Annotated in this window: 28 protein-coding genes and 1 tRNA gene; 24 read left to right on the forward strand and 5 right to left on the reverse strand. The window is 59.4% G+C overall.

The features are described 5' to 3' along the window. Positions 1 to 192: 192 nt before the first annotated feature. The 3 genes from HU742_RS21855 (at position 193) to HU742_RS21865 (ending at position 1,276) form a co-directional block, all read left to right on the forward strand. Entirely contained in the window at positions 193 to 426 is a 234-nt protein-coding gene (locus HU742_RS21855) for a DUF4160 domain-containing protein (protein WP_186644085.1), read from the forward strand. Positions 427 to 429: 3 nt separating this feature from the next. Then, the gene (locus HU742_RS21860; protein ID WP_186644087.1) at positions 430 to 915 is read left to right on the forward strand and encodes a DUF2442 domain-containing protein; all 486 of its coding nucleotides are present in this window, start codon (positions 430 to 432) and stop codon (positions 913 to 915) included. 130 nt (positions 916 to 1,045) lie between these two features. Beyond that, the gene (locus HU742_RS21865; protein WP_186644089.1) at positions 1,046 to 1,276 is read left to right on the forward strand and encodes a DUF6429 family protein; all 231 of its coding nucleotides are present in this window, start codon (positions 1,046 to 1,048) and stop codon (positions 1,274 to 1,276) included. A gap of 35 nt (positions 1,277 to 1,311) precedes the next feature. On the opposite strand, the gene HU742_RS21870 is transcribed toward HU742_RS21865, so the two are convergent. Next, positions 1,312 to 1,809, reverse strand: a complete 498-nt coding sequence (locus HU742_RS21870; RefSeq protein ID WP_186644091.1) for a hypothetical protein — start codon at positions 1,807 to 1,809, stop codon at positions 1,312 to 1,314. An 899-nt stretch (positions 1,810 to 2,708) separates the two neighbouring features. Here HU742_RS21870 and HU742_RS21875 point away from each other — a divergent pair. The 3 genes from HU742_RS21875 (at position 2,709) to HU742_RS21885 (ending at position 4,597) form a co-directional block, all read left to right on the forward strand. Then, complete coding sequence (locus tag HU742_RS21875; RefSeq protein ID WP_186644093.1) at positions 2,709 to 3,068, forward strand: DUF6124 family protein; 360 nt, start codon at positions 2,709 to 2,711, stop codon at positions 3,066 to 3,068. 180 nt (positions 3,069 to 3,248) lie between these two features. Next, the gene (locus tag HU742_RS21880; protein WP_186644095.1) at positions 3,249 to 3,857 is read left to right on the forward strand and encodes a hypothetical protein; all 609 of its coding nucleotides are present in this window, start codon (positions 3,249 to 3,251) and stop codon (positions 3,855 to 3,857) included. A gap of 380 nt (positions 3,858 to 4,237) precedes the next feature. Then, positions 4,238 to 4,597 carry a DUF6124 family protein gene (locus tag HU742_RS21885; protein WP_186644097.1) on the forward strand — a complete coding sequence of 120 codons (360 nt, stop codon included), beginning with the start codon at positions 4,238 to 4,240 and terminating at the stop codon, positions 4,595 to 4,597. A gap of 101 nt (positions 4,598 to 4,698) precedes the next feature. Here the strand turns inward: HU742_RS21885 and HU742_RS21890 are convergent, their stop codons facing one another. From HU742_RS21890 to HU742_RS21900, 3 genes are all read right to left on the reverse strand, one after another. Beyond that, a complete protein-coding gene (locus tag HU742_RS21890) occupies positions 4,699 to 5,103 on the reverse strand; it encodes a hypothetical protein (RefSeq protein WP_186644099.1) in 405 nt (134 codons plus the stop codon). A 98-nt stretch (positions 5,104 to 5,201) separates the two neighbouring features. Next, complete coding sequence (locus HU742_RS21895) at positions 5,202 to 5,531, reverse strand: hypothetical protein (RefSeq protein ID WP_186644101.1); 330 nt, start codon at positions 5,529 to 5,531, stop codon at positions 5,202 to 5,204. Positions 5,532 to 5,727: 196 nt separating this feature from the next. Then, positions 5,728 to 5,812: transfer RNA gene (locus tag HU742_RS21900), tRNA-Leu, on the reverse strand. 108 nt (positions 5,813 to 5,920) lie between these two features. On the opposite strand from HU742_RS21900, the gene queA reads away from it, so the two are divergent. The 6 genes from queA to HU742_RS21930 all read left to right on the forward strand — a co-directional run bounded on the left by queA (position 5,921) and on the right by HU742_RS21930 (position 12,005). Next, entirely contained in the window at positions 5,921 to 6,970 is a 1,050-nt protein-coding gene (queA, locus tag HU742_RS21905) for a tRNA preQ1(34) S-adenosylmethionine ribosyltransferase-isomerase QueA (protein WP_135843821.1), read from the forward strand. Positions 6,971 to 6,984: 14 nt separating this feature from the next. After that, positions 6,985 to 8,100: a tRNA guanosine(34) transglycosylase Tgt gene (tgt, locus tag HU742_RS21910; protein WP_186644238.1), complete on the forward strand. Its 1,116-nt coding sequence runs from the start codon at positions 6,985 to 6,987 to the stop codon at positions 8,098 to 8,100. A 43-nt stretch (positions 8,101 to 8,143) separates the two neighbouring features. Then, a complete protein-coding gene (gene yajC / locus HU742_RS21915; RefSeq protein ID WP_003185175.1) occupies positions 8,144 to 8,482 on the forward strand; it encodes a preprotein translocase subunit YajC in 339 nt (112 codons plus the stop codon). Positions 8,483 to 8,545: 63 nt separating this feature from the next. Continuing rightward, positions 8,546 to 10,414: a protein translocase subunit SecD gene (secD, locus tag HU742_RS21920; RefSeq protein ID WP_186644103.1), complete on the forward strand. Its 1,869-nt coding sequence runs from the start codon at positions 8,546 to 8,548 to the stop codon at positions 10,412 to 10,414. A 9-nt stretch (positions 10,415 to 10,423) separates the two neighbouring features. Beyond that, positions 10,424 to 11,338, forward strand: coding sequence for a protein translocase subunit SecF (gene secF, locus HU742_RS21925; protein WP_186634739.1), 915 nt, complete (start codon positions 10,424 to 10,426; stop codon positions 11,336 to 11,338). A gap of 118 nt (positions 11,339 to 11,456) precedes the next feature. Continuing rightward, positions 11,457 to 12,005 (forward strand): glycine zipper 2TM domain-containing protein, encoded by a 549-nt coding sequence (locus HU742_RS21930; protein ID WP_018607449.1) that lies wholly within the window; start codon positions 11,457 to 11,459, stop codon positions 12,003 to 12,005. Positions 12,006 to 12,220: 215 nt separating this feature from the next. On the opposite strand, the gene suhB is transcribed toward HU742_RS21930, so the two are convergent. Then, positions 12,221 to 13,039 (reverse strand): type III secretion system regulator SuhB, encoded by an 819-nt coding sequence (gene suhB, locus HU742_RS21935; protein ID WP_003185165.1) that lies wholly within the window; start codon positions 13,037 to 13,039, stop codon positions 12,221 to 12,223. Positions 13,040 to 13,183: 144 nt separating this feature from the next. On the opposite strand from suhB, the gene trmJ reads away from it, so the two are divergent. From trmJ to rlmN, 12 genes are all read left to right on the forward strand, one after another. After that, entirely contained in the window at positions 13,184 to 13,954 is a 771-nt protein-coding gene (gene trmJ / locus HU742_RS21940) for a tRNA (cytosine(32)/uridine(32)-2'-O)-methyltransferase TrmJ (protein ID WP_186611087.1), read from the forward strand. A 1-nt stretch (position 13,955) separates the two neighbouring features. Next, positions 13,956 to 14,732, forward strand: coding sequence for a serine O-acetyltransferase (gene cysE / locus HU742_RS21945; protein ID WP_186634742.1), 777 nt, complete (start codon positions 13,956 to 13,958; stop codon positions 14,730 to 14,732). A gap of 157 nt (positions 14,733 to 14,889) precedes the next feature. Further along, positions 14,890 to 15,381, forward strand: a complete 492-nt coding sequence (gene iscR, locus HU742_RS21950; RefSeq protein WP_039592124.1) for a Fe-S cluster assembly transcriptional regulator IscR — start codon at positions 14,890 to 14,892, stop codon at positions 15,379 to 15,381. A 50-nt stretch (positions 15,382 to 15,431) separates the two neighbouring features. Continuing rightward, positions 15,432 to 16,646: an IscS subfamily cysteine desulfurase gene (locus HU742_RS21955; protein ID WP_186634745.1), complete on the forward strand. Its 1,215-nt coding sequence runs from the start codon at positions 15,432 to 15,434 to the stop codon at positions 16,644 to 16,646. 43 nt (positions 16,647 to 16,689) lie between these two features. Further along, the gene (gene iscU / locus HU742_RS21960) at positions 16,690 to 17,076 is read left to right on the forward strand and encodes a Fe-S cluster assembly scaffold IscU (RefSeq protein ID WP_186644105.1); all 387 of its coding nucleotides are present in this window, start codon (positions 16,690 to 16,692) and stop codon (positions 17,074 to 17,076) included. Positions 17,077 to 17,101: 25 nt separating this feature from the next. Then, positions 17,102 to 17,425, forward strand: a complete 324-nt coding sequence (gene iscA / locus HU742_RS21965) for an iron-sulfur cluster assembly protein IscA (protein ID WP_003185155.1) — start codon at positions 17,102 to 17,104, stop codon at positions 17,423 to 17,425. A gap of 8 nt (positions 17,426 to 17,433) precedes the next feature. Further along, positions 17,434 to 17,955 (forward strand): co-chaperone HscB, encoded by a 522-nt coding sequence (hscB, locus tag HU742_RS21970; RefSeq protein WP_186634748.1) that lies wholly within the window; start codon positions 17,434 to 17,436, stop codon positions 17,953 to 17,955. Between the two features lie 50 nt (positions 17,956 to 18,005). Then, positions 18,006 to 19,868: a Fe-S protein assembly chaperone HscA gene (hscA, locus tag HU742_RS21975; protein ID WP_186634751.1), complete on the forward strand. Its 1,863-nt coding sequence runs from the start codon at positions 18,006 to 18,008 to the stop codon at positions 19,866 to 19,868. A 3-nt stretch (positions 19,869 to 19,871) separates the two neighbouring features. Then, entirely contained in the window at positions 19,872 to 20,213 is a 342-nt protein-coding gene (fdx, locus tag HU742_RS21980; RefSeq protein ID WP_042727996.1) for an ISC system 2Fe-2S type ferredoxin, read from the forward strand. Between the two features lie 13 nt (positions 20,214 to 20,226). Continuing rightward, positions 20,227 to 20,427 (forward strand): Fe-S cluster assembly protein IscX, encoded by a 201-nt coding sequence (iscX, locus tag HU742_RS21985; protein WP_016773328.1) that lies wholly within the window; start codon positions 20,227 to 20,229, stop codon positions 20,425 to 20,427. A gap of 87 nt (positions 20,428 to 20,514) precedes the next feature. Beyond that, positions 20,515 to 20,940, forward strand: coding sequence for a nucleoside-diphosphate kinase (gene ndk, locus HU742_RS21990; RefSeq protein ID WP_042727994.1), 426 nt, complete (start codon positions 20,515 to 20,517; stop codon positions 20,938 to 20,940). A gap of 28 nt (positions 20,941 to 20,968) precedes the next feature. After that, positions 20,969 to 22,117 carry a dual-specificity RNA methyltransferase RlmN gene (gene rlmN / locus HU742_RS21995; RefSeq protein WP_186634754.1) on the forward strand — a complete coding sequence of 383 codons (1,149 nt, stop codon included), beginning with the start codon at positions 20,969 to 20,971 and terminating at the stop codon, positions 22,115 to 22,117. The last annotated feature ends 7 nt before the right edge of the window (positions 22,118 to 22,124 follow it).

The raw sequence follows: 22,124 nt of genomic DNA on the forward strand, positions 1-22,124 counted from the left end.
GGGTTGCAGCGGTAGGGGTTGGTGAAGAGTGGATTATCGAGGCGGGGGGCAGTGGGGGAGTTTGCTGGAGCGGATAGGGGCTTTGCGGGAGGGGACATTGCAAAGATATTTTCGGCGGATTGTATCCGCCGGCGGGCGGACGGAAGTCCTGCGTCCTTGCGGTAGAGAAAAAAATTCCCTAGCATGCCTGGCATGGCTACCGTACACAGCGACCGTAACTGGAAAATAAAAATCTACCCGGACGATCACGCTCCGCCGCATTTTCATGTGCAAACGCCTGACGGTGAATCGCTGGTGGAAATCGATGGGCTCCAGGTACTTGGCAAAGGAGCCAACCCTAAAGCTTTAAAGGCCGCCTTGGCGTGGGCGACAAGCCACAAGGCTGAACTTCAGCGTATTTGGAACGAACAAAACCGGAGGCACTGACCCATGATCAGCAAAGCCAGAATCAACAGCGTGAAGGCCGTCCCAGGCAAACATGCTTTGCAAGTGGAGTTTGCCAATGGCAAACACTACGACGTTGACCTGCGCGAGCAAATCCGACAATACCCAGTGCTAAAGCCCTTGGAGGATCTGTCGTTGTTCGGCACTGCTCAGGTCGGCGAATGGGGTTTCGATGTGAGCTGGGGTGATGACTTGGAACTGGCGGCCGTCACTGTGCATCGGTTGGCGCTGGAGCAAGCCGGCGAGGTGATGCCAACCCAGGCATTCAAACGCTGGATGGCGACCAACAAGCTCTCGCTGACGACTGCCGCCCAGGAACTGGGTTTCACCCGGCGGACCATCACCGCCTATAGCAGCGGTACCTCGCTGATTCCCAAGCATGTCGCCCTGGCTTGTAAAGGATGGGAGTTTGAGCATAAGGGCAAGAGAGCGACAACAGCTGAGGGCCGAAAGAGGTCTCAAATAGCCTGATGAGGCTAAGCCTTCGTCATCGCTGCAGAGCAACACATTGCTAGACTCTGTGCTTATCTTTGACCCGAGAGAAGTTCAGGGGCGCAATACCTAAGTTGGCGCCCGTCCAAACATGAGCGGAGCAACGACCATGGAGTACGACGACAGATTAATAGAAGAAGCCGTGCTTGCCTTGTTGGCAGCCTTCAGTTCCGACGGCGGTCATGCCTGGAAAGGTTTCGATTTCGAGGTCATGAGCCGATTGCATGAACAAGGCCTCATCAGCGATCCGGTGAACCGGAACAAATCGATCTGGTTGACCGAAGAAGGATTGGAGCGTGGTCGGCAGATTGCTGGGCGGTTGTTTGGAAAAGCGGGTTGATGGGGGCTAAGGGAGTTGCTGCGCGCGACGTTTCATTAGTCCAATACAACAATGCCATTTTGGGGAACGTTCACGAACGGCAACGCACTGCATCGCTGATGATGGGCTTCAAGGGCCAGTGCCTCGTACCAATGTAGATAGCCATTCAGCATATGTTTGGGGATGTTTGAATTGCGCAGCGGAAAGAACGCGACGGACAATTGGTCTTCCTTTTGTTCATGCCAGCGCCAGCCAGCCGAATGGCCACGAGCCCGGGCTCCCCAAAGCCCTGCGGACCAGGCAAATTGCCCCATGCGAAACTTGAAACTGCTCGTTTGCCCAATGTATTGGACGGTTGGATTGTCAGGAGAAGCCTTCCCGGTCGCTCTCCAGGCAATGCAGTAGACGCCCTTCGCAGCAACCATCTGTGCGAGAACGGGGTCCACGCCAGTGGATTTCTTGCCGACCCCGGGCCAGAAGCAACTGCTGATTTCTGCCCAGGGGTACCAGCCTGCGCCATGCGCCTCAAGATCAAACAGCTCGGGAACTTTCATTGTGATTCGTCCTTGATCGATCAGATTGAAGTGAAGGCAGGATACCGAGACTGATGCCTTAGTGCCATTATCCGGCTGAGGTATTGGTTTTGGCGGCGGTTGCTGGTCAGACAGGCACGGAGAGTTAGCTGCACGAAACGGAGTCAATCAACATGGCGGCCTCACTCAACACGCTCGGTGGGTGATGTTCAGGCGCAGTTGTTGGCGGTGGTGCACAGCGCGCAATCGGCACAGAAGAGCGAGAACCCCTAGCTCCTCTGATCGCCACGCTGCTACCAAGTAGACACCGAACCCCGTGGCGAGGGAGCTTGCTCCCGCTGGGCTGCGCAGCAGCCCCTCTTCATCCATCGGGCAACCGCTCACGCCAGCCAAATGAAGCCCTGTCAGTAAAGCCCGACAGACACTGTCCAAAAGGGGACCAGATCCATTTATTACTACGCTGCTCAGTTGAGTAAACACTGAACCCCGTGGCGAGGGAGCTTGCTCCCGCTGGGCTGCGCAGCAGCCCCTCTTCATCCATCGGCCTACCGCTCACCCCAGCCAAATGAAGCCCTGTAAGCAAAGCCCGACAGACACCGGCACAAAGCCTCGCCAGCCCACGTCGCCTTGCGCCTTTGCCTACAACTACGCCAGAATCCGCCGGCTTGTGCGCCTTTGGTTACGTCGGTAGTTTGGGTCCTGTCGCTGCTCATCAGTGATCGGGTTTAGCAGCTCGCCGAGTTAAGTCGCACAACGCGTCATCAGTCAGGAATCCCCATCCCTGCACTTGATGGTGGCTGTGCGCAGGGCGCCCTCGGGCGCGCCGATTTCTTAACTCGTCGGTCTGCTAACCTGCGTACAGCTGCCTCCCAATTCGTTTAGCAGCGAACGGGTCGTGGCCTCAACAGAGAGTTAAGACCATGGTCAAAATTACACCGAACCCTCCCGTTACCGACGAACACGTCTCCCGTGCTCAGTCTGCCCGCAACAAGAAAATCGACGACGCTGCCACGCGGGCGTTGGATTTTTATTTGAAGCCCAAGCCTAAGGACGAAAAGTCAGACAAGACCGACTCCATTTTCCGGATTGATCCGGGTGTGGATTCTGAATGTTTGCTTGCGAACCTCAGTGAGAACCTGGCTTCGGCGAATGCCATGATCAGTGATTTGGCATTCGATCTGGATGGCTCGCGAAGGCAAGTTGCGTTGGGGATTTTGCAGGTGATCGAAGTGAGTGAACTGTTGGCGAATCGGGCTTTGGATATTGTTGAAGTAAGATAGCCGAGGCGCTCGGCGTCAGCACAAGAGAGGTCTTGGTAACGAGACCTCTCTTTTGCAGAGAATTGCTTACCCCAAACAAACCCAGACCTGGCCGTAGGCAAGCTGATAGATGACCTGAAGCAATAACAGCTCAGACGAAACCGGAGTGCTGCACGCCTCCTCACGGACTAGGAGTTATGGATGACCGCTGTCTCGACACTCAAACAGTACTCACTAAAAAGCTGGGCCGCGATAGTGGCTGTTGTTGGCTTACTGGCTGGGTTCCCTAGCATTTCATCTTGGTTGGCCGAAATGAGGGCCGACTACTACAAAAGCCATTTCATTGGTCGTTGGAACGAAGAGTTCAGCTATCCCAATGCCGAAGGCGTCCAGTTCGAGTTCAAGGGCATGATCGAATACTTCGCCAACGACCATTACAACGTCAGCGGCGTGGTCGCGCTGGTTGGAACAGACCCTTCGAAACCTTACAGACTCGAATACAGCGCCAATGGCGCCGGTACCTGGAGCGCTGATAGCGAAAACCTGTCGTTCACGCTTCTGCAAATGAAAACGTTACCCAAGACCTACACGGTTGACGGCAAAGACATATCGCCTTTGACGGTGGCGCAACTGATCGGGCCCAGCATGCCCAACCTCAGCGATATGTACCCGGCAGGGGCGTCGGGGCAGGCGCGCATCAAGGAGCTGAAAAAGGACAAGATGGTCTTGGAGCAAATGGACCCGCAGGGCAAGCCCTACATCGTGACGGGCCATCGCCAGGTCGTTGAGCAGCCTGGGCAGCCTGATTGAGGATTGGATACCCGGATGAAGTGGCCAGCGTCAGCCGGGTCTGTCAGACGCTGGGCGACCGCAGCCCATCAGCCCACATCACCTTGCGCCGTTACCTACAACTACGCCAGAATCCGCCGGCTTGTGCACCTTGGGCCGCGTCGGTAGTTTGGGTTCGGTCACTGCTTATCAGTGATCGGGTTTAGTCGCCCGCCGTAGCTAAGTCGCTCAAGCGCCCGTCAGTCAGGTACCCCCATCCCTGCACTCGATGGTGGCTGTGCGCAGGGCGCCCTCGGGCGCGCCGATTCCTTAGCTCGTCGGTCGACTAACCTGCGTACAGCTGCCTCCCAATCGTTTAGTCGCGAGCGGGTCGTAGCCTCAACCAAAAGAGAGCTAAGACCATGGTCAAAATTACACCGAATCCTCCCGTTACCGATGAGCACGTGTCACGTGCTCAGACTGCGCGGAACAAGAAAATCGATGATGCGGCCACTCGCGCGTTGGATTACTACCTGAAACCCAAGCCCAAGAGCGAAACGTCTGACAAGCCCGACTCCATTTTTCGGATTGATCCGGGGATTGATTCTGAGTGTTTGCTTGCGAATCTCAGTGAGAACCTGGCTTCGGCGAATGCCATGATCAGTGATTTGGCGTTTGACTTGGATGGATCGCGGCGGCGGGTTGCGTTGGGGATTTTGCAGGTGATTGAGGTGAGTGAGCTGTTGGCGAATCGGGCTTTGGATATTGTTGAGGTGAGGTAGGGCGGGGGGAGCTACGTCCCGCCCGGGTCAAAAAAAGGTCTTGCCTAGCAAGGCCTTTTTCCGAGGGAGACTCGAGACTCCAACAAGAACCGTGGCTCATTTCAGCCTTTGAAGTCCGACAAAACAAACGAAGTACAGCTTGTAAGATAAGTCTCAACGTTCTCCAGCAGCGGCATCACCTCGCTACACGACTCGGTGCGCTCCCCGTCAGCCTCTCGAGTCAGGCTAACGGTATACCCGCCGTCAACCCGCCGCAGGATGCCAACATATTTAACCGCACGACCCTCTTCATCACTAAACGACGTAGCGACGAGATCGTTCTCCGGCAAGGCTTGCTCTGTTCGCCTCATGAACGCCTTACGCTTCGCGGCGTAATCTTTAGCGGCGATCGCGCCGCCAATCGCGACGGCGATCCAGAAGAGCATTTCCAGGTTGCTCATCATCCGCCGTTTTGTTTCATGGGTTTCGGTTAGCCAACTGCCTATCGCTGCGATGATGTCGTCCATGGATTGCCTGCGTAGGAGAGTGTTTCGCCTGTTAGGTCTGCAACGCGGAGCGTCGCGGGATGCGTTACCACGCGGAGCGTGGGAACGAGCGCTGGGGTTTATAGAATATCTTTCACGTAGCTGTTAAGCGCGATGAGCGGCGCGTAAAGGTCGTCCATCTTCTGTACTGCACTGAAGTCCGCAGCCAAACGATTCAGCTCTCGGCCCAGCACTGTATCTACCCCACCAATCGCCCCCAACGCTAAATCCAGGCATCGGCTGATTTCGCCCTGAATCCCGGCCACATCGCCCCGCCGTATCAGCAATTCAAAAACCTCACGGTCGCAACTGCCCATCAACGGATCATCCCGCAGGATCGGGCTGTGGCCTTCTGTCTCATAAGCCAGCTTGAGTGAGTAGAGAGCGACCGTTTCCAGTAGCAATTCCATGGGGTGAAATCCTTTGTGACTGGGCGGGAGGGTGTGGGCACTCGAAGCATCGGTGGGTGCAGTGACATTTTTGTGAGCGCTACGCGCTCAAGCGGGAGCAAGCTCCCTCGCCACGGGGAGTGTGGTGTTCTTGGATGTGGATCACTTTCCTACAGACGAAAAAAAAGACCTTGAATTTCAAGGTCTTTCTTTAAGATGGTGCCCCGAGGGAGACTCGAACTCCCACTCCTTTCGAAAACGGATTTTGAATCCGCCGCGTCTACCAATTCCGCCATCAGGGCTCAATGGCGGCGAAGTATAGAGAGGTGCCTACCGTTGGTCAATCACGTTTCATGGTGAATTTTTAATAATTCCGCTAGACTTTCCGGCCCTGCTAGACGAACCCCATCATGCGTGTTGCTGACTTTACCTTCGAACTCCCGGATTCGCTGATCGCTCGCCACCCTCTGGCTGAGCGTCGCGCCAGTCGACTGTTGACCCTGGACGGGGTCAGCGGGGCTATGGCTCACCGTCAATTCACTGATTTGCTTGAGCATTTGCGCCCGGGCGACTTGATGGTGTTCAACAATACCCGGGTGATTCCGGCGCGTTTGTTTGGCCAGAAGGCTTCCGGCGGCAAGCTGGAAATTCTGGTGGAGCGGGTGCTGGACAGTCATCGCGTGCTGGCCCATGTGCGGTCGAGCAAGTCGCCCAAGCCTGGCTCGTCGATCTTGATCGATGGCGGCGGTGAGGCGGTGATGGTGGCGCGGCATGATGCGTTGTTCGAGTTGGCGTTTGCCGAAGAGGTGTTGCCGCTGCTCGACCGTGTCGGGCACATGCCGTTGCCTCCTTATATAGACCGCCCGGACGAAGGTTCGGACCGCGAGCGTTATCAGACCGTTTACGCCGAGCGCCTGGGGGCGGTGGCGGCGCCGACGGCGGGGCTGCATTTTGATCAGCCGTTGCTGGAGGCGATTGCCGCCAAGGGCGTGGAGACGGCGTTCGTGACGCTGCACGTCGGCGCCGGGACGTTCCAGCCGGTGCGCGTGGAGCGCATCGAAGATCACCACATGCACAACGAATGGCTGGAAGTCAGCCAGGATGTGGTCGATGCCGTGGCGGCCTGTCGCGCGCGCGGCGGGCGGGTGGTGGCGGTGGGGACCACCAGCGTGCGCTCCCTGGAAAGCGCCGCGCGCGATGGCGTGCTCAAGCCGTTCAGTGGCGACACCGACATCTTTATCTACCCGGGCCGGCCGTTTCATGTGGTCGATGCCTTGGTCACCAACTTTCATTTGCCCGAATCCACACTGTTGATGCTGGTTTCGGCGTTCGCCGGTTATCCCGAAGCCATGGCCGCCTACAAGGCCGCCGTCGAGCATGGATACCGCTTTTTCAGCTACGGTGATGCGATGTTCATCACCCGTAACCCCGCGCCACGCGGACCCGAGGAAACAGTATGAGTCGCACCTGTCGCATGTCCTTCGAGTTGCTCGCCACCGATGGCAAGGCTCGTCGCGGTCGCCTGACCTTCCCCCGCGGTACCGTGGAAACCCCGGCGTTCATGCCGGTGGGCACCTATGGCACGGTCAAGGGCATGCTGCCGCGTGACATCGTCGCCACGGGCGCGGAGATCATCCTGGGCAATACCTTCCACCTGTGGCTGCGCCCGGGCATGGAAGTGATCAAGGCCCACGGCGACCTGCACGATTTCATGCAGTGGAAAGGCCCGATCCTGACCGACTCCGGCGGCTTCCAGGTATTCAGCCTGGGCGCGATGCGCAAGATCAAGGAGGAGGGCGTGACCTTCGCTTCTCCGGTGGACGGTTCCAAGGTGTTCATGGGGCCGGAAGAGTCGATGCAGGTGCAGCGCGACCTGGGCTCGGACATCGTGATGATCTTCGACGAATGCACGCCGTACCCGGCCGATGAAGACGTGGCGCGGGTGTCCATGGAGCTGTCGTTGCGCTGGGCCCAGCGCTCGAAGAACGCCCATGGCGAAAACACCGCGGCGCTGTTCGGCATCGTCCAGGGCGGCATGCACGAGGATTTGCGCAAGCGCTCGCTCGACGGCCTGGACAAGATTGGCTTCGATGGCCTGGCGATTGGCGGTCTGTCGGTGGGCGAACCGAAGCACGAAATGATCAAGGTGCTCGATTACCTGCCGGGCCTGATGCCGGCTGACAAACCTCGTTACCTTATGGGCGTTGGCAAACCGGAAGATCTGGTTGAGGGTGTGCGCCGCGGGGTGGACATGTTCGATTGCGTGATGCCAACCCGTAATGCCCGCAATGGGCATCTGTTCATCGACACTGGTGTGCTGAAGATCCGTAACGCGTTCCATCGCCATGATGATTCGCCGCTCGATCCGACGTGCGATTGCTACACCTGCCAGAACTTTTCCCGCGCTTATCTGCATCATTTGGACAAGTGCGGCGAAATGCTCGGCAGCATGCTCAATACCATCCACAATTTGCGCCATTATCAGGTGCTTATGGCTGGTTTGCGCGAGGCTATCCAACAGGGTACATTGGCCGCCTTTGTCGAGGCCTTCTATGCCAAGCGCGGGTTGCCTGTTCCGCCTTTGGACTGAGTTTTCCGATCCCTAGATTCAATACTTGCAACTGGAGTGCTAAATGAGCTTTTTTATCTCTAATGCCATGGCTGACGCGGCTGCACCTGCTGCTGCCGGGCCTATGGGCGGTGGTTTCGAGTGGATTTTCCTGGTCGGTTTCCTGGTCATCTTCTACCTGATGATCTGGCGTCCACAGGCCAAGCGCGCCAAAGAGCAGAAGAACCTGCTCGGCAGCTTGCAAAAAGGCGATGAAGTGGTCACCACCGGCGGCATCGCTGGCAAGATCACCAAAGTGGCTGATGACTTCGTTGTATTGGAAGTGTCGGACACTGTTGAAATGAAGTTCCAGAAGGGCGCCATCGCGGCCACGCTGCCAAAAGGCACGCTGAAAGCGATCTAAGTAACAACTTCTCTTCAATCGACGGGGCGCGCAAGGCGCCCCGCGTCATAAGCGGGCGGCGTGATGCTGAACAAATACCCTCTGTGGAAATACGTACTGATCCTGGCGGTGCTGGCGGTCGGTGTGATTTATTCCGCTCCGAATCTATACCCGGATGACCCGGCCATCCAGGTCAGCGGCGCCAGCACGGCGTTGCAGGTCACCCAGGCCGATCTGGACCGCGCGAGCGCAGCGCTCAAGGCGTCCAATATCGATGTGAAGGCTGCGTCCATCGCCGAAAACGGCAAGGGCGGCCTGTTACGCCTGGTCAAGTCGGAAGACCAACTGCCAGCCAAGGACGTCGTTCGCAAGGCCTTGGGCGATGATTACGTGGTTGCCCTGAACCTGGCCCAGACCACCCCGCAGTGGCTGCGCAATCTTGGCGCGCACCCGATGAAGCTGGGTCTGGACTTGTCCGGTGGTGTGCACTTCCTGCTGGAAGTGGACATGGAAAAAGCCCTCGACGCGCGCCTGAAAGTCTATGAAGGCGACGTCAAGAGCCTGCTGCGTAAAGAGCGCCTGCGCTATCGCAGCCTGCCGCAGTTCGAAGGTGCCATTCAGCTGGGCTTCAGCGATGAAGATGCCCGCGAACAGGCCCGTGCGCTGATTCGCAAGAACTTCAACGATTTCGACATCGTGCCGGCCGACCTCAATGGTCAGGCGGTGCTGCGTCTGGCGATGACCCCGGCCAAGCTGGCGGAAATCCGCGAATACTCCATCAAGCAGAACTTGACCACGGTGCGTAACCGCGTCAACGAGCTGGGTGTGGCCGAGCCAATCGTGCAGCGCCAGGGCGCCAACCGCATCGTGGTTGAGCTGCCGGGCGTGCAGGACACTGCCGAAGCCAAGCGCATCCTCGGCAAGACCGCCAACCTGGAATTCCGCCTGGCCGCTGAGCCGGGTGCGTCCAAGGCCACTTCCGAGAGCTTCGAGTTCCGTGAAGGCGGTCGTCCGGCGGCGCAGATCGAGCGTGGCCTGATCATCACCGGTGACCAGGTGACCGACGCCCAGGCGGGCTTCGACGAGCAGGGTCGCCCACAGGTGAACATTCGCCTGGACGGCCACGGCGGCGAACTGATGAGCCGCGCCACGCGCAGCAACGTCGGTCGCAGCATGGCGGTGATCTTCATCGAGCAGAAGCCGACCACCACTTACACCAAGCAAGTGGTCAACGGTGTTGAGAAGGACGTACCGGTCCAGACCTTCAAGGAAGAGAAGAAGATCATCAGCCTGGCGACCATCCAGTCGCCACTGGGCAGCCAGTTCCGCATCACCGGCCTGACCGGCCAGGGTGAATCCTCGGAACTGGCCTTGCTGTTGCGTGCTGGCGGCCTGGCCGCGCCGATGTACTTCGCTGAAGAGCGCACCATTGGCCCGAGCCTGGGTGCCGACAACATCACCAAGGGTGTCGATGCGTCGCTGTGGGGCATGCTGTTCGTGTCGCTGTTCATCATTGCCATCTACCGCTTCTTTGGCCTGATCGCCACGGTTGCGCTGGCGGTTAACATGGTGCTGCTGCTGGCCTTGATGTCCTTGCTGGGCGCCACGCTGACCCTGCCGGGTATCGCCGGTATCGTCTTGACCATGGGTATGGCGGTGGACGCCAACGTGCTGATTTTCTCGCGGATACGTGAAGAGATCGCCGCGGGCATGTCGATCCAACGGGCAATCAACGAAGGCTTCGGCCGCGCATTTACTGCGATTATCGACTCCAACCTGACCACGTTGCTGGTCGGCGGGATTCTCTTTGCCATGGGCACCGGCCCGGTCAAGGGCTTCGCAGTGACCATGTCCCTCGGGATCTTTACCTCGATGTTCACAGCCATTCTGGTGACCCGTGCAATGGTCAACCTGATTTATGGTGGCCGTGACGTCAAGAAGTTGTGGATTTAAGGGGCTGCCATGTTACGTACAATCAACTTCATGGGCGTTCGCAACATTGCGTTCGGCGTCACATTGTTCCTTACCGTCCTGGCCCTGTTCAGCTGGGCCACCAAGGGCCTGAACTACGGCCTGGACTTCACCGGCGGTACGCTCATCGAGCTGACCTACGAGCGTCCGGCCGACGTCACCAAGGTGCGTGAGCAACTGGCGTCCTCCGGCTACAGCGATGCCATCGTGCAGAGCTTTGGTGCAACGACTGATCTGTTGGTGCGGATGCCAGGTGAAGACCCGCAATTGGGTCACCAGGTAGCCGAAGCTTTGCAGAAGGCCGGCGGCGACAACCCGGCCCAGGTCAAGCGCGTCGAGTTCGTCGGCCCACAGGTGGGTGAAGAGCTGCGCGACCAGGGCGGCATCGGCATGCTGCTGGCGCTGGGCGGCGTGATGCTCTACCTGGCTTTCCGCTTCCAGTGGAAATTCGCGGTGGGCGCGATTGTCTCGCTGATCCACGACGTGATCGTGACCGTGGGCATCCTGTCGTTCTTCCAGATCACCTTCGACCTGACGGTGCTGGCGGCGGTGTTGGCGATCATCGGTTACTCGCTCAACGACACCATCGTGGTGTTCGACCGGGTGCGTGAAAACTTCCGTGTGCTGCGCAAGGCCTCGCTGATCGAGAACATCAACATCTCGACTACCCAGACCCTGCTGCGGACCATGGCAACGTCGATCTCGACCTTGCTGGCAATTGCCGCGCTGTTGTTCTTTGGCGGCGACAACCTGTTCGGCTTCTCCATCGCGCTGTTCATCGGTGTGATGGCGGGTACTTACTCGTCGATCTACATCGCCAACGTGGTGCTGATCTGGCTGAACCTGAGCTCCGAGGATCTGATTCCTCCAGCGGCCACTGAGACTGAGGTGGACGACCGCCCGTAAGGCTCGGTTTTCCGTCCGTCACCGCTGAAAAGGCGCGAGTTGAACTCGCGCCTTTTTTTGTGCTCCAAGGCTGGGAGAAGCGCGGATTAATCCGCATGTGATGGCCCTGGAGGTTCAAGTGAACAAATCGATGCTGGTTGGTGCGGTATTGGGTGCTGTCGGTGTGACTGCCGGTGGTGCGGTCGCGACCTACAGCTTGGTAAAGAGTGGCCCCGAGTATGCGCAAGTACTGGCCGTGGAGCCGGTCAAGACCCAAATCAAGACCCCGCGTGAAGTGTGCAAGGACGTCACGGTGACCCGGCAGAAGCCGGTTCAGGATCAACACCAGATCGCCGGTACCGTGCTGGGTGCCGTAGCCGGTGGCCTGTTAGGCAACCAGATCGGCGGCGGCAACGGCAAGAAAATCGCCACCGTGGCGGGTGCGGCCGGCGGCGGTTATGCCGGTAACAAGATTCAAGAAGGCATGCAGGAACGCGACACCTACACCACCACCCAAACTCGCTGCAACACGGTCAATGACATCAGCGACAAGGTTGTGGGCTACGACGTTCGCTACATGCTCGATGGCAAGGAAGGCAAAGTCCGCATGGACCGCGACCCGGGCAACCAGATCCCAGTCAGCAAGGAAGGCCAGCTGATCCTCGGTCAGAACGAACCGGCCCAGTAATTGGAAGATGTACAAGAAGCACCCTTCGGGGTGCTTTTTTACGCCCGCGTTTTATGCCCCGCTCAAATCCCCTGTGTGCGAGCCCGCTCGCGAAAGCGGTGGTTCAACCTGCGTTAATTTCAGCGTGTAAACCCTCGCCACGGGGGGGGTACTCATTGGTTTGCACAGGCATAAAAAAAGCACCCCGAAAGGTGCTTTTTTTGTAGCCGAGTTGTTTAACGCTTCAACGAAGCCGGCAAGTGCGGCTGGATCGCCGTCAGCACGGCCTTGAAGCATTTGGTGTTGCCGGCAACGATGTGGCCTTTTTCCAGGAAGTCGTGGCCGCCGGTGAAGTCGCTCACCAAACCGCCGGCTTCCTGGATCAGCAGGGCGCCTGCCGCCATGTCCCACTCGGACAGGCCTGACTCCCAGAACGCATCGAAACGACCGGCAGCGACGTAAGCCAGGTCCAGGCTCGCGGCACCGGCGCGGCGGATGCCGGCGGTCTGGCCGACCAGGGCGCGGAACATGCCCAGGTAGTTGTCCAGGTTGTCCATCTGGTCGTCACGGAACGGGAAGCCGGTACCCAGCAGGGCGCCGTCCAGGCTGGTGCGGCCGCTGACGCGTAGGCGACGACCGTTCAGTTGGGCGCCGCGACCACGGCTGGCGGTGAATTCTTCTTGGCGAACCGGGTCCAGCACGACGGCGTGTTCCAGGCGACCACGGTATTTGCAGGCAATGCTGACCGCGAAGTGAGGGATGCCGCGCAGGAAGTTGGTGGTGCCGTCCAGCGGATCGATGATCCACAGGTACTCTTCGCCTTCGATGCCAGTGCCGGCGTGCATGCCGGTCTCTTCACCGAGGATGGAGTGGTTGGGGTAAGCCTTGCGCAGGGCGTCGACGATCTTCTGTTCGGCGGCGCGATCGACCTCGGACACGTAGTCCTTGGCGTCTTTTTCATCGACCTTGATGGTATCCAGGCGCTCGATGGAGCGGAAGATCAGTTCACTGGCGCTGCGGGCGGCGCGCAGCGCGATATTCAGCATGGGCTGCATGGATGTGTCACCTAAGGTTGTTAAAGAAAGCCGCGCATTCTATCAGAAAGTTTTCTCAGGAGAAGGTTGGTGTTCGCTTTCATAGCTTAACGGTAGGTGCTTAGGTAAGATTTGCTCCCTTTTAAGTGTTCGAGAGCGCCTCCCTTGTTGCAGAACATTCGTGTCGTCCTGGTCAATACCAGCCATCCGGGTAATATCGGCGGAGCTGCGCGGGCCATGAAGAACATGGGCCTGTCGCGGCTGGTGCTGGTCGAGCCTCGCTCGTTTCCCCATCACGAAGCCGATGCCCGGGCGTCCGGCGCCGGTGATGTCCTGGCCAATGCCCAGGTCGTCGCCACGTTGGAAGATGCCCTTGTAGGGTGCAACCTGGTGCTCGGCACCAGCGCCCGTGATCGCCGCATACCCTGGCCGCTGCTCGACCCTCGCGAGTGCGGCACCAAAGTGGTCGAGGAAGCCGCGCAGGGCGCTGAAATCGCCCTGGTGTTCGGCCGTGAAGATTCCGGCCTGACCAATGAAGAGCTGCAGCGATGTCACTTTCACGTGCATATCCCCTCCGACCCCGAATTCAGCTCGCTGAACCTCGGGGCGGCGGTGCAGGTGTTGAGCTATGAAGTGCGTATGGCCTGGTTGAAAGCCGAAGGCCAGCCAAGCAAGGTGGAAAAATACGAGGCGACGTCGCCGCGCAGTGAGACACTGGCGACCATGGACGAGCTGGAGCGGTTCTATGAACACCTGGAGCAGACCCTGGTGGATATCGAGTTCCTCGACCCGGACAAGCCTCGGCACTTGATGGCGCGCCTGCGTCGGTTGTACGGACGAAGCTCGGTGAGCCGGGCGGAAATGAATATATTGCGCGGCATCCTCACGGAAACCCAGAAAGCGGCCCGTGGCGAGCTGATTAAGCGGAAGGAATAAAATGTTCGAACGTTTGCGTGAAGATATCCAGAGCGTTTTCCATCGTGACCCAGCGGCGCGCAATGCTTTTGAAGTGCTGACCTGCTACCCGGGCATGCACGCCATCTGGATCCATCGCCTGTCCGGCGCCTTGTGGAACATGGGTTGGAAATGGTTGGCGCGGCTGGTCTCGAACTTCGGGCGCTGGTTGACCGGCATTGAGATCCATCCGGGCGCCAAGGTCGGTCGCCGGTTCTTCATCGACCACGGCATGGGTATCGTCATCGGCGAAACCGCCGAGATTGGCGACGACGTCACGCTGTACCAGGGCGTGACCCTCGGCGGCACCAGCTGGAACAAAGGCAAGCGCCACCCGACGCTTGAAGACGGCGTCGTCGTCGGTGCCGGCGCCAAGGTGCTCGGGCCGTTCACGGTGGGCGCGGGGGCGAAAGTCGGCTCCAACGCCGTGGTGACCAAGGCCGTGCCCCCCGGCGCGACCGTGGTCGGCATTCCAGGTCGGATCATCGTCAAGTCGGACGAGGAGCAGGATGCCCGGCGCAAAGCCATGGCCGAGAAGATCGGCTTCGACGCCTACGGTGTTGGCGAAGACATGCCCGACCCGGTGGCCCGTGCCATCAACCAGTTGCTCGATCACCTGCAAGCGGTGGACGGGCGCCTGGAGGGGATGTGCGGCGCCCTGAAGGACCTCGGCAGTAATTATTGCGCCAAGGACCTGCCTGAACTGCGCGAAGAAGATTTCGCCTGCGTGAAGGACAAGGACGAAACCCGCGCCAGCTGATCTCATCGCGGTATCGCTGGCCGCCGCAGGCCAGCCTTTGCTATGATGCGCGCGCTCTTTTGCGGGTAATCCCGAGTAAAGCACTAGGTCTTATACTTGACTTAAATACTCGGGAATTGCATACTCGCCCCCATTCCGAACTCCGTGGTAATTGTCCATGCGACTGACTACAAAAGGCCGATACGCCGTGACCGCGATGCTCGATCTGGCATTGCATGCGCAGCACGGGCCGGTGTCCCTGGCCGATATCTCCGAGCGCCAGGGCATCTCCCTGTCATACCTCGAACAGCTGTTCGCCAAGCTGCGCCGCAGCAACCTGGTTTCCAGCGTTCGTGGCCCCGGTGGCGGCTATCAGCTGTCGCGGGAGATGCAAGGCATCCAGGTCGCGCAGGTGATCGATGCCGTGAACGAATCGGTCGATGCGACCAAATGCCAGGGCCTTGGCGACTGCCATGGCGGCGATACTTGCCTGACCCATCATCTGTGGTGCGATTTGAGCCTGCAGATTCACGAATTTCTGAGTGGTATCAGCTTGGCCGACCTTGTAACTCGCCGTGAGGTGCAAGAAGTAGCCCAGCGTCAGGACCAGCGCCGTTGCAATAGCAAGTCGCTGCACCTGGACAAGATTGAAGCGTCCGCCGTCGAATGACTGCCGCAGAGCACGCGGAACGCCAGCCAGCCTGATTTAGGAGAGAGTCCATGAAATTGCCGATTTACCTTGATTACTCAGCGACCACCCCGGTTGATCCGCGTGTTGCGCAAAAAATGAGTGAATGCCTGCTGGTCGACGGAAACTTCGGCAACCCGGCGTCCCGTTCCCACGTATTTGGCTGGAAGGCTGAAGAGTCGGTCGAAAACGCCCGCCGCCAGGTCGCCGACCTGGTCAACGCCGACCCGCGTGAAATCGTCTGGACCTCCGGTGCTACCGAATCCGACAACCTGGCAATCAAAGGTGTCGCGCATTTCTACCACACCAAGGGCAAGCACCTGATCACCTCCAAGATCGAGCACAAGGCTGTCCTGGACACCATGCGCCAACTGGAGCGTGAAGGCTTCGAAGTCACCTACATCGAGCCAGGCGAAGACGGCATCATCACCCCGGCCATGATCGAAGCTGCACTGCGCGACGACACCATCCTGGTCTCGATCATGCACGTGAACAACGAAATCGGCACCGTCAACGACATCGCTGCCATCGGCGAACTGACCCGCTCCAAGGGCGTCCTGTTCCACGTCGACGGCGCGCAGTCCACCGGCAAGGTCGACATCGACCTGTCGAAGCTGAAAGTCGACCTGATGTCGTTCTCCGCCCACAAGACCTACGGCCCTAAAGGCATCGGCGCGCTGTACGTGAGCCGCAAGCCGCGTGTTCGCATCGAAGCGACCATGCACGGCGGCGGTCACGAACGCGGCATGCGTTCGGGCACCCTGGCGACCCACCAGATCGTCGGCATGGGCGAAGCCTTCCGCGTGGCCAAGGAAGACATGGCTGCCGAGAACGTTCGCATCAAGGCCCTGAGCGACCGTTTCTTCAAACAGGTCGAGCACCTCGAAGAACTCTACGTCAACGGCAGCCTGACCGCCCGCGTACCGCACAACCTGAACCTGAGCTTCAACTACGTTGAAGGCGAGTCGCTGATCATGGCGCTCAAGGATCTGGCCGTGTCATCCGGTTCGGCGTGCACCTCGGCGTCCCTCGAGCCTTCGTACGTACTGCGCGCCCTGGGCCGCAACGACGAACTGGCGCACAGCTCGATCCGCTTCACCTTCGGCCGCTTCACCACCGAAGAAGAAATCGATTACGCCGCGCAGAAAGTCTGCGAGGCCGTTACCAAGCTGCGCGCTTTGTCGCCGCTGTGGGATATGTACAAAGACGGCGTCGACATTTCGAAAATCGAATGGGCGGCGCACTGAGAAGTCGCCACCAGAGCGGCTCCACTGATGAGGATTAAAGCAAATGGCATATAGCGAAAAGGTCATCGACCACTACGAGAACCCGCGCAACGTCGGCAAGATGGACGCGCAGGATCCTGACGTCGGCACCGGCATGGTCGGCGCCCCGGCGTGCGGCGACGTAATGCGCCTGCAGATCAAGGTCAACGAGCAAGGCATCATCGAAGACGCCAAGTTCAAGACCTACGGCTGCGGCTCGGCCATCGCGTCCAGCTCCCTCGCCACCGAGTGGATGAAAGGCAAGACCCTCGATGAAGCCGAAACCATCAAGAACACTCAGCTGGCCGAAGAACTGGCCCTGCCGCCAGTGAAGATCCACTGCTCGGTACTCGCCGAAGACGCCATCAAGGCCGCCGTTCGCGATTACAAGCAGAAGAAAGGCTTGGTCTGATCCGCGTTACGGTAAGGAGTTTTCCATGGCTATCCAGATGACAGAAGCGGCAGCTAACCATATCCAGCGCTCTCTTGCAGGGCGCGGCAAGGGCGAGGGTATCCGCCTGGGTGTTCGCACCACGGGCTGTTCCGGCCTCGCCTATGTACTGGAATTCGTCGACGAAGTGGGCGAAGACGACCAGGTATTCGAAAGTCATGGTCAGAAAGTGATCATCGACCCGAAAAGCCTGACGTACCTGGACGGCACCGAGCTGGATTTCGTCAAGGAAGGGTTGAACGAAGGCTTCAAGTTCAACAACCCCAACGTGCGCGGTGAATGTGGCTGCGGCGAAAGCTTCAACATCTGAGGCAGCTTGTGGGTACTCCTTGTCATTTTGCGTTGTTCCAGTTGCAGCCTGCGTTCCAGTTGGACCTCGATCAGTTGTCCGCGCGTTATCTGGAACTGGCCCGTGGCGTCCATCCCGACCGCTTTGCCGATGCCTCCGAGGCGGAGCAGCGGCGGGCGCTCGAGCAGTCGGCGAACCTCAACGAGGCTTACCAGACGCTCAAGCACCCGGCCAAGCGCGCGCGTTACCTGCTCGCCATCAGCGGCCATGAGTTGCCGCTGGAGGTCACGGTCCACGATCCCGAGTTCCTGTTGCAGCAGATGCAATGGCGTGAGGAGCTTGAAGACCTGCAGGACAGCGCCGACCTGGCCGGAGTCGCGGTATTCAAGCGCCGCTTGAAAGACGCCCAGCAAACACTGAACGACAGCTTCGCAGCCTGCTGGAACGATGCCGCGCAACGCGAACAGGCCGAACGCCTGATGCGGCGCATGCAGTTCCTCGACAAGCTCACCTACGAAGTGCGCCAGCTCGAAGAGCGCCTCGACGATTAACCCAGTGCCGCTCCGGTCGCACGCCTGATTACAGATAAGTCCTGATTACGATGGCCCTACTGCAGATCGCCGAACCCGGCCAAAGTCCACAACCGCACCAGCGTCGCCTGGCTGTCGGGATCGACTTGGGTACTACCAATTCCCTGGTCGCTGCCTTGCGCAGCGGTCTTTCCGAACCGCTGGCCGACGAGCAGGGGCGGGTGATCCTGCCGTCTGCCGTGCGCTATCATGCCGATCATGTCGAAGTGGGCGAGTCGGCCAAGCTGGCCGCGGCCACCGATCCGCTGAACACTATTGTCTCGGTCAAGCGCTTGATGGGTCGTGGTCTGTCCGACGTCAAGCAATTGGGCGATCAGCTGCCGTACCGCTTTGTCGGCGGCGAATCCCACATGCCGTTCATCGAAACCGTACAGGGCCCGAAAAGCCCGGTTGAAGTGTCCGCCGACATCCTCAAGGTCCTGCGCCAGCGTGCCGAAGCGGCGTTGGGCGGTGAGCTGGTGGGTGCGGTCATCACTGTTCCAGCCTATTTCGATGATGCCCAGCGCCAAGCGACCAAGGATGCGGCCAAGCTCGCCGGCCTCAACGTCCTGCGCCTGCTCAACGAGCCGACGGCCGCTGCGGTGGCGTACGGCCTGGACCAACACGCCGAAGGCCTCGTCGCGATTTACGACCTGGGTGGCGGCACGTTCGATATTTCTATCCTGCGCCTGACTGGTGGTGTTTTCGAAGTCCTGGCCACCGGTGGCGACAGTGCCCTGGGCGGCGATGACTTCGATCATGCCATCGCCGGCTGGATCATCGAGCAAGCGGGCCTCTCCGCTGACCTCGACCCGGGTGCGCAACGCCAACTGCTGCAAACCGCCTGCGCGGCCAAGGAAGCCTTGACCGACGTCGCCACGGTTGAAGTTGCCTATGGCGACTGGAAGGCCGCGCTGACCCGCGAAGCCTTCGATGCCCTGATCGAGCCCATGGTCGCCCGCAGCCTCAAGGCCTGCCGCCGTGCCGTGCGTGATTCCGGCGTTGAGCTTGAAGAGGTGAAGGCAGTGGTCATGGTCGGCGGGTCGACCCGCGTGCCTCGGGTTCGCGAAGCCGTCGCCGAAGCCTTTGGCCGCCAGCCGCTGACCGAAATCGACCCGGATCAGGTGGTGGCCATCGGCGCCGCGATCCAGGCTGACACCTTGGCCGGCAACAAGCGCGAAGGCGGCGAATTGCTGCTGCTCGACGTGATTCCGTTGTCCCTGGGCCTGGAAACCATGGGCGGCCTGATGGAGAAGGTGATTCCACGCAACACCACCATCCCGGTTGCCCGCGCCCAGGACTTCACCACCTACAAAGACGGCCAGTCGGCCATGATGATCCACGTGCTGCAAGGCGAGCGTGAGCTGATCAGCGACTGCCGTTCCCTGGCCCGCTTCGAACTGCGCGGCATCCCGGCGATGGTTGCTGGTGCGGCGAAGATCCGCGTGACCTTCCAGGTCGATGCCGACGGCTTGCTCAACGTCTCCGCCCGCGAGCTGGGTTCGGGCGTCGAGGCGAGCATCCAGGTCAAGCCGTCCTATGGCCTGACCGACGGCGAGATCGCCAAGATGCTCAAGGATTCCTTCCAGCACGCCAGCGACGACAAGGTCGCCCGCGTATTGCGCGAACAGCAAGTCGACGCCCAGCGCCTGATCGAGGCCGTGCAGGCCGCCCTCGAAGCCGATGGCGAGCGCTTGCTCGACGCCGAAGAGCGCATGGTCATTGAAATGCGGATGCAAGAACTTTCTGAATTGATCAAAGGCACCGATGGTTATGCCATCGAGCAGCAGACCAAGCGTCTGTCGCAGGTCACCGATGCCTTTGCTGCCCGCCGCCTGGACTCGACGGTGAAAGCCGCCCTGGCGGGGCGCAACCTGAATGAAATCGAGGAATAACTGATGCCGCAGATCATTTTCCTGCCACACGCCGAGCATTGCCCGGACGGTATGGTGGTAGAGGCCGAAACCGGCAAGTCCCTGCTTGAAGTGGCCCATGACAACCACATCGAGATCGAGAGCGCCTGCGGCGGCGTGTGTGCCTGCACCACGTGCCATTGCATCATTCGCGAAGGTTTCGACTCGCTCAATGAGGCCGATGAGCTGGAGGAAGACTACCTTGATCGGGCCTGGGGCCTTGAGCCGACGTCGCGCCTGACTTGTCAGGCCAAGGTTGGCACCGAGGACCTGGTGGTCGAAATCCCGAAATATTCGCTTAACCATGCGGCTGAAGCGCCGCACTGATGGTGACACTGTCATGAGCTATGGTTGGAATGATGTACAACGCATCGCGGAAGAATTGGCCGAGGCCCACGAGGGTCTCGATCCGTACTCTGTAGGTTTCGTCCGCCTGCAGCAGATGATCCTGGAGCTGCCGGACTTCGATGCCACTTCTGGCCGAGTCGGCGAGAAGGTGTTGGAAGCGGTCCAGGAGCTCTGGGCCGCAGAATTGGACTGATCGCCTCGCAGGTTAGGCAATACCCAAGAACCCGCGTATAATTCGCGGGTTTAATTTTTCGCAAATTACCGTTTCTGGAGTTACACCATGGCTGTTCAACGTACTTTCTCCATCATCAAGCCTGACGCCGTTGCTAAAAACGTGATCGGCAAGATCGTTACCCGTTTCGAAGACGCTGGCCTGCGCGTTGTAGCTTCGAAAATGAAGCAGCTGTCCAAAGCCGAGGCCGAAGGCTTCTACGCTGAGCACAGCGAGCGCGGTTTCTTCGGCGAGCTGGTTGCCTTCATGACCTCCGGTCCGGTTGTCGTTCAGGTGCTGGAAGGCGAAAACGCCATCGCTCGCAACCGTGAGCTGATGGGCGCTACCAACCCTAAAGAAGCTGCTGCCGGCACCATCCGTGCTGACTTCGCTGAGTCCATCGACGCCAACGCCGTCCACGGTTCGGACTCCGAAGCCGCCGCTGCTCGCGAAATCGCTTACTTTTTCTCCGCTACTGAAGTAACCACTCGCTAAGCCCAGGCTTTTGAGTGAAGGTGAATCCATGACTACATCGAACGGCAAAACCAACCTGTTGGGCCTGACCCAGCCGGAAATGGAGAAATTCTTCGACTCGATCGGGGAGAAGCGTTTCCGTGCCGGCCAGGTGATGAAATGGATTCACCACTTTGGCGTCGACGACTTCGACGCCATGACGAATGTCAGCAAGGCCTTGCGCGAAAAGCTCAAGGCTGTTGCTGAAATTCGCGGTCCGGAAGTGGTCAGCGAGGACATCTCCAGCGACGGCACCCGTAAGTGGGTGGTGCGCGTGGCGTCCGGTAGCTGCGTCGAGACCGTCTACATTCCCCAGGGCAAGCGCGGCACCTTGTGCGTTTCGTCCCAGGCAGGCTGTGCCCTGGATTGCAGTTTCTGCTCCACCGGCAAGCAAGGCTTCAATAGCAACCTCACCGCCGCCGAAGTGATCGGCCAGGTGTGGATAGCCAACAAATCCTTTGGCAGCGTCCCGGCAACCGTCGACCGTGCCATCACCAACGTGGTGATGATGGGCATGGGTGAGCCGCTGCTGAACTTCGACAACGTCGTGGCCGCCATGCACCTGATGATGGACGACCTGGGCTACGGCATCTCCAAGCGCCGCGTGACCCTGTCCACCTCCGGCGTGGTGCCGATGATCGATGAGCTGGCCAAGCACATCGACGTCTCCCTGGCGTTGTCGCTGCACGCACCCAATGACGCATTGCGTAACCAATTGGTGCCGATCAACAAGAAATATCCGCTTAAGATGCTGCTCGAGTCATGCCAGCGCTATATGTCGTCCCTGGGCGAAAAACGCGTGCTGACCATCGAGTACACCTTGCTCAAGGACGTGAACGACAAGGTTGAACACGCCGTCGAGATGATCGAGCTGCTCAAGAACATCCCGTGCAAGATCAACCTGATCCCGTTCAACCCGTTCCCGCATTCCGGCTACGAGCGCCCGAGCAATAACGCGATTCGTCGCTTTCAGGATCAGCTTCACCACGCTGGCTTCAACGTCACCGTGCGCACCACCCGCGGCGAAGACATCGACGCCGCGTGTGGCCAGTTGGTAGGACAGGTGCTGGATCGCACCCGTCGCAGCGAACGCTACATTGCCGTGCGCGAATTGAACGCCGCCGACGATGCAGTGCAAAACGCTGCGAACAGTCACTAAGAGAGGA

Origin of the sequence: Pseudomonas marvdashtae (genome assembly GCF_014268655.2) — a bacterium.
In the GTDB taxonomy this organism is placed as follows: Bacteria; Pseudomonadota; Gammaproteobacteria; order Pseudomonadales; family Pseudomonadaceae; genus Aquipseudomonas; species Aquipseudomonas marvdashtae.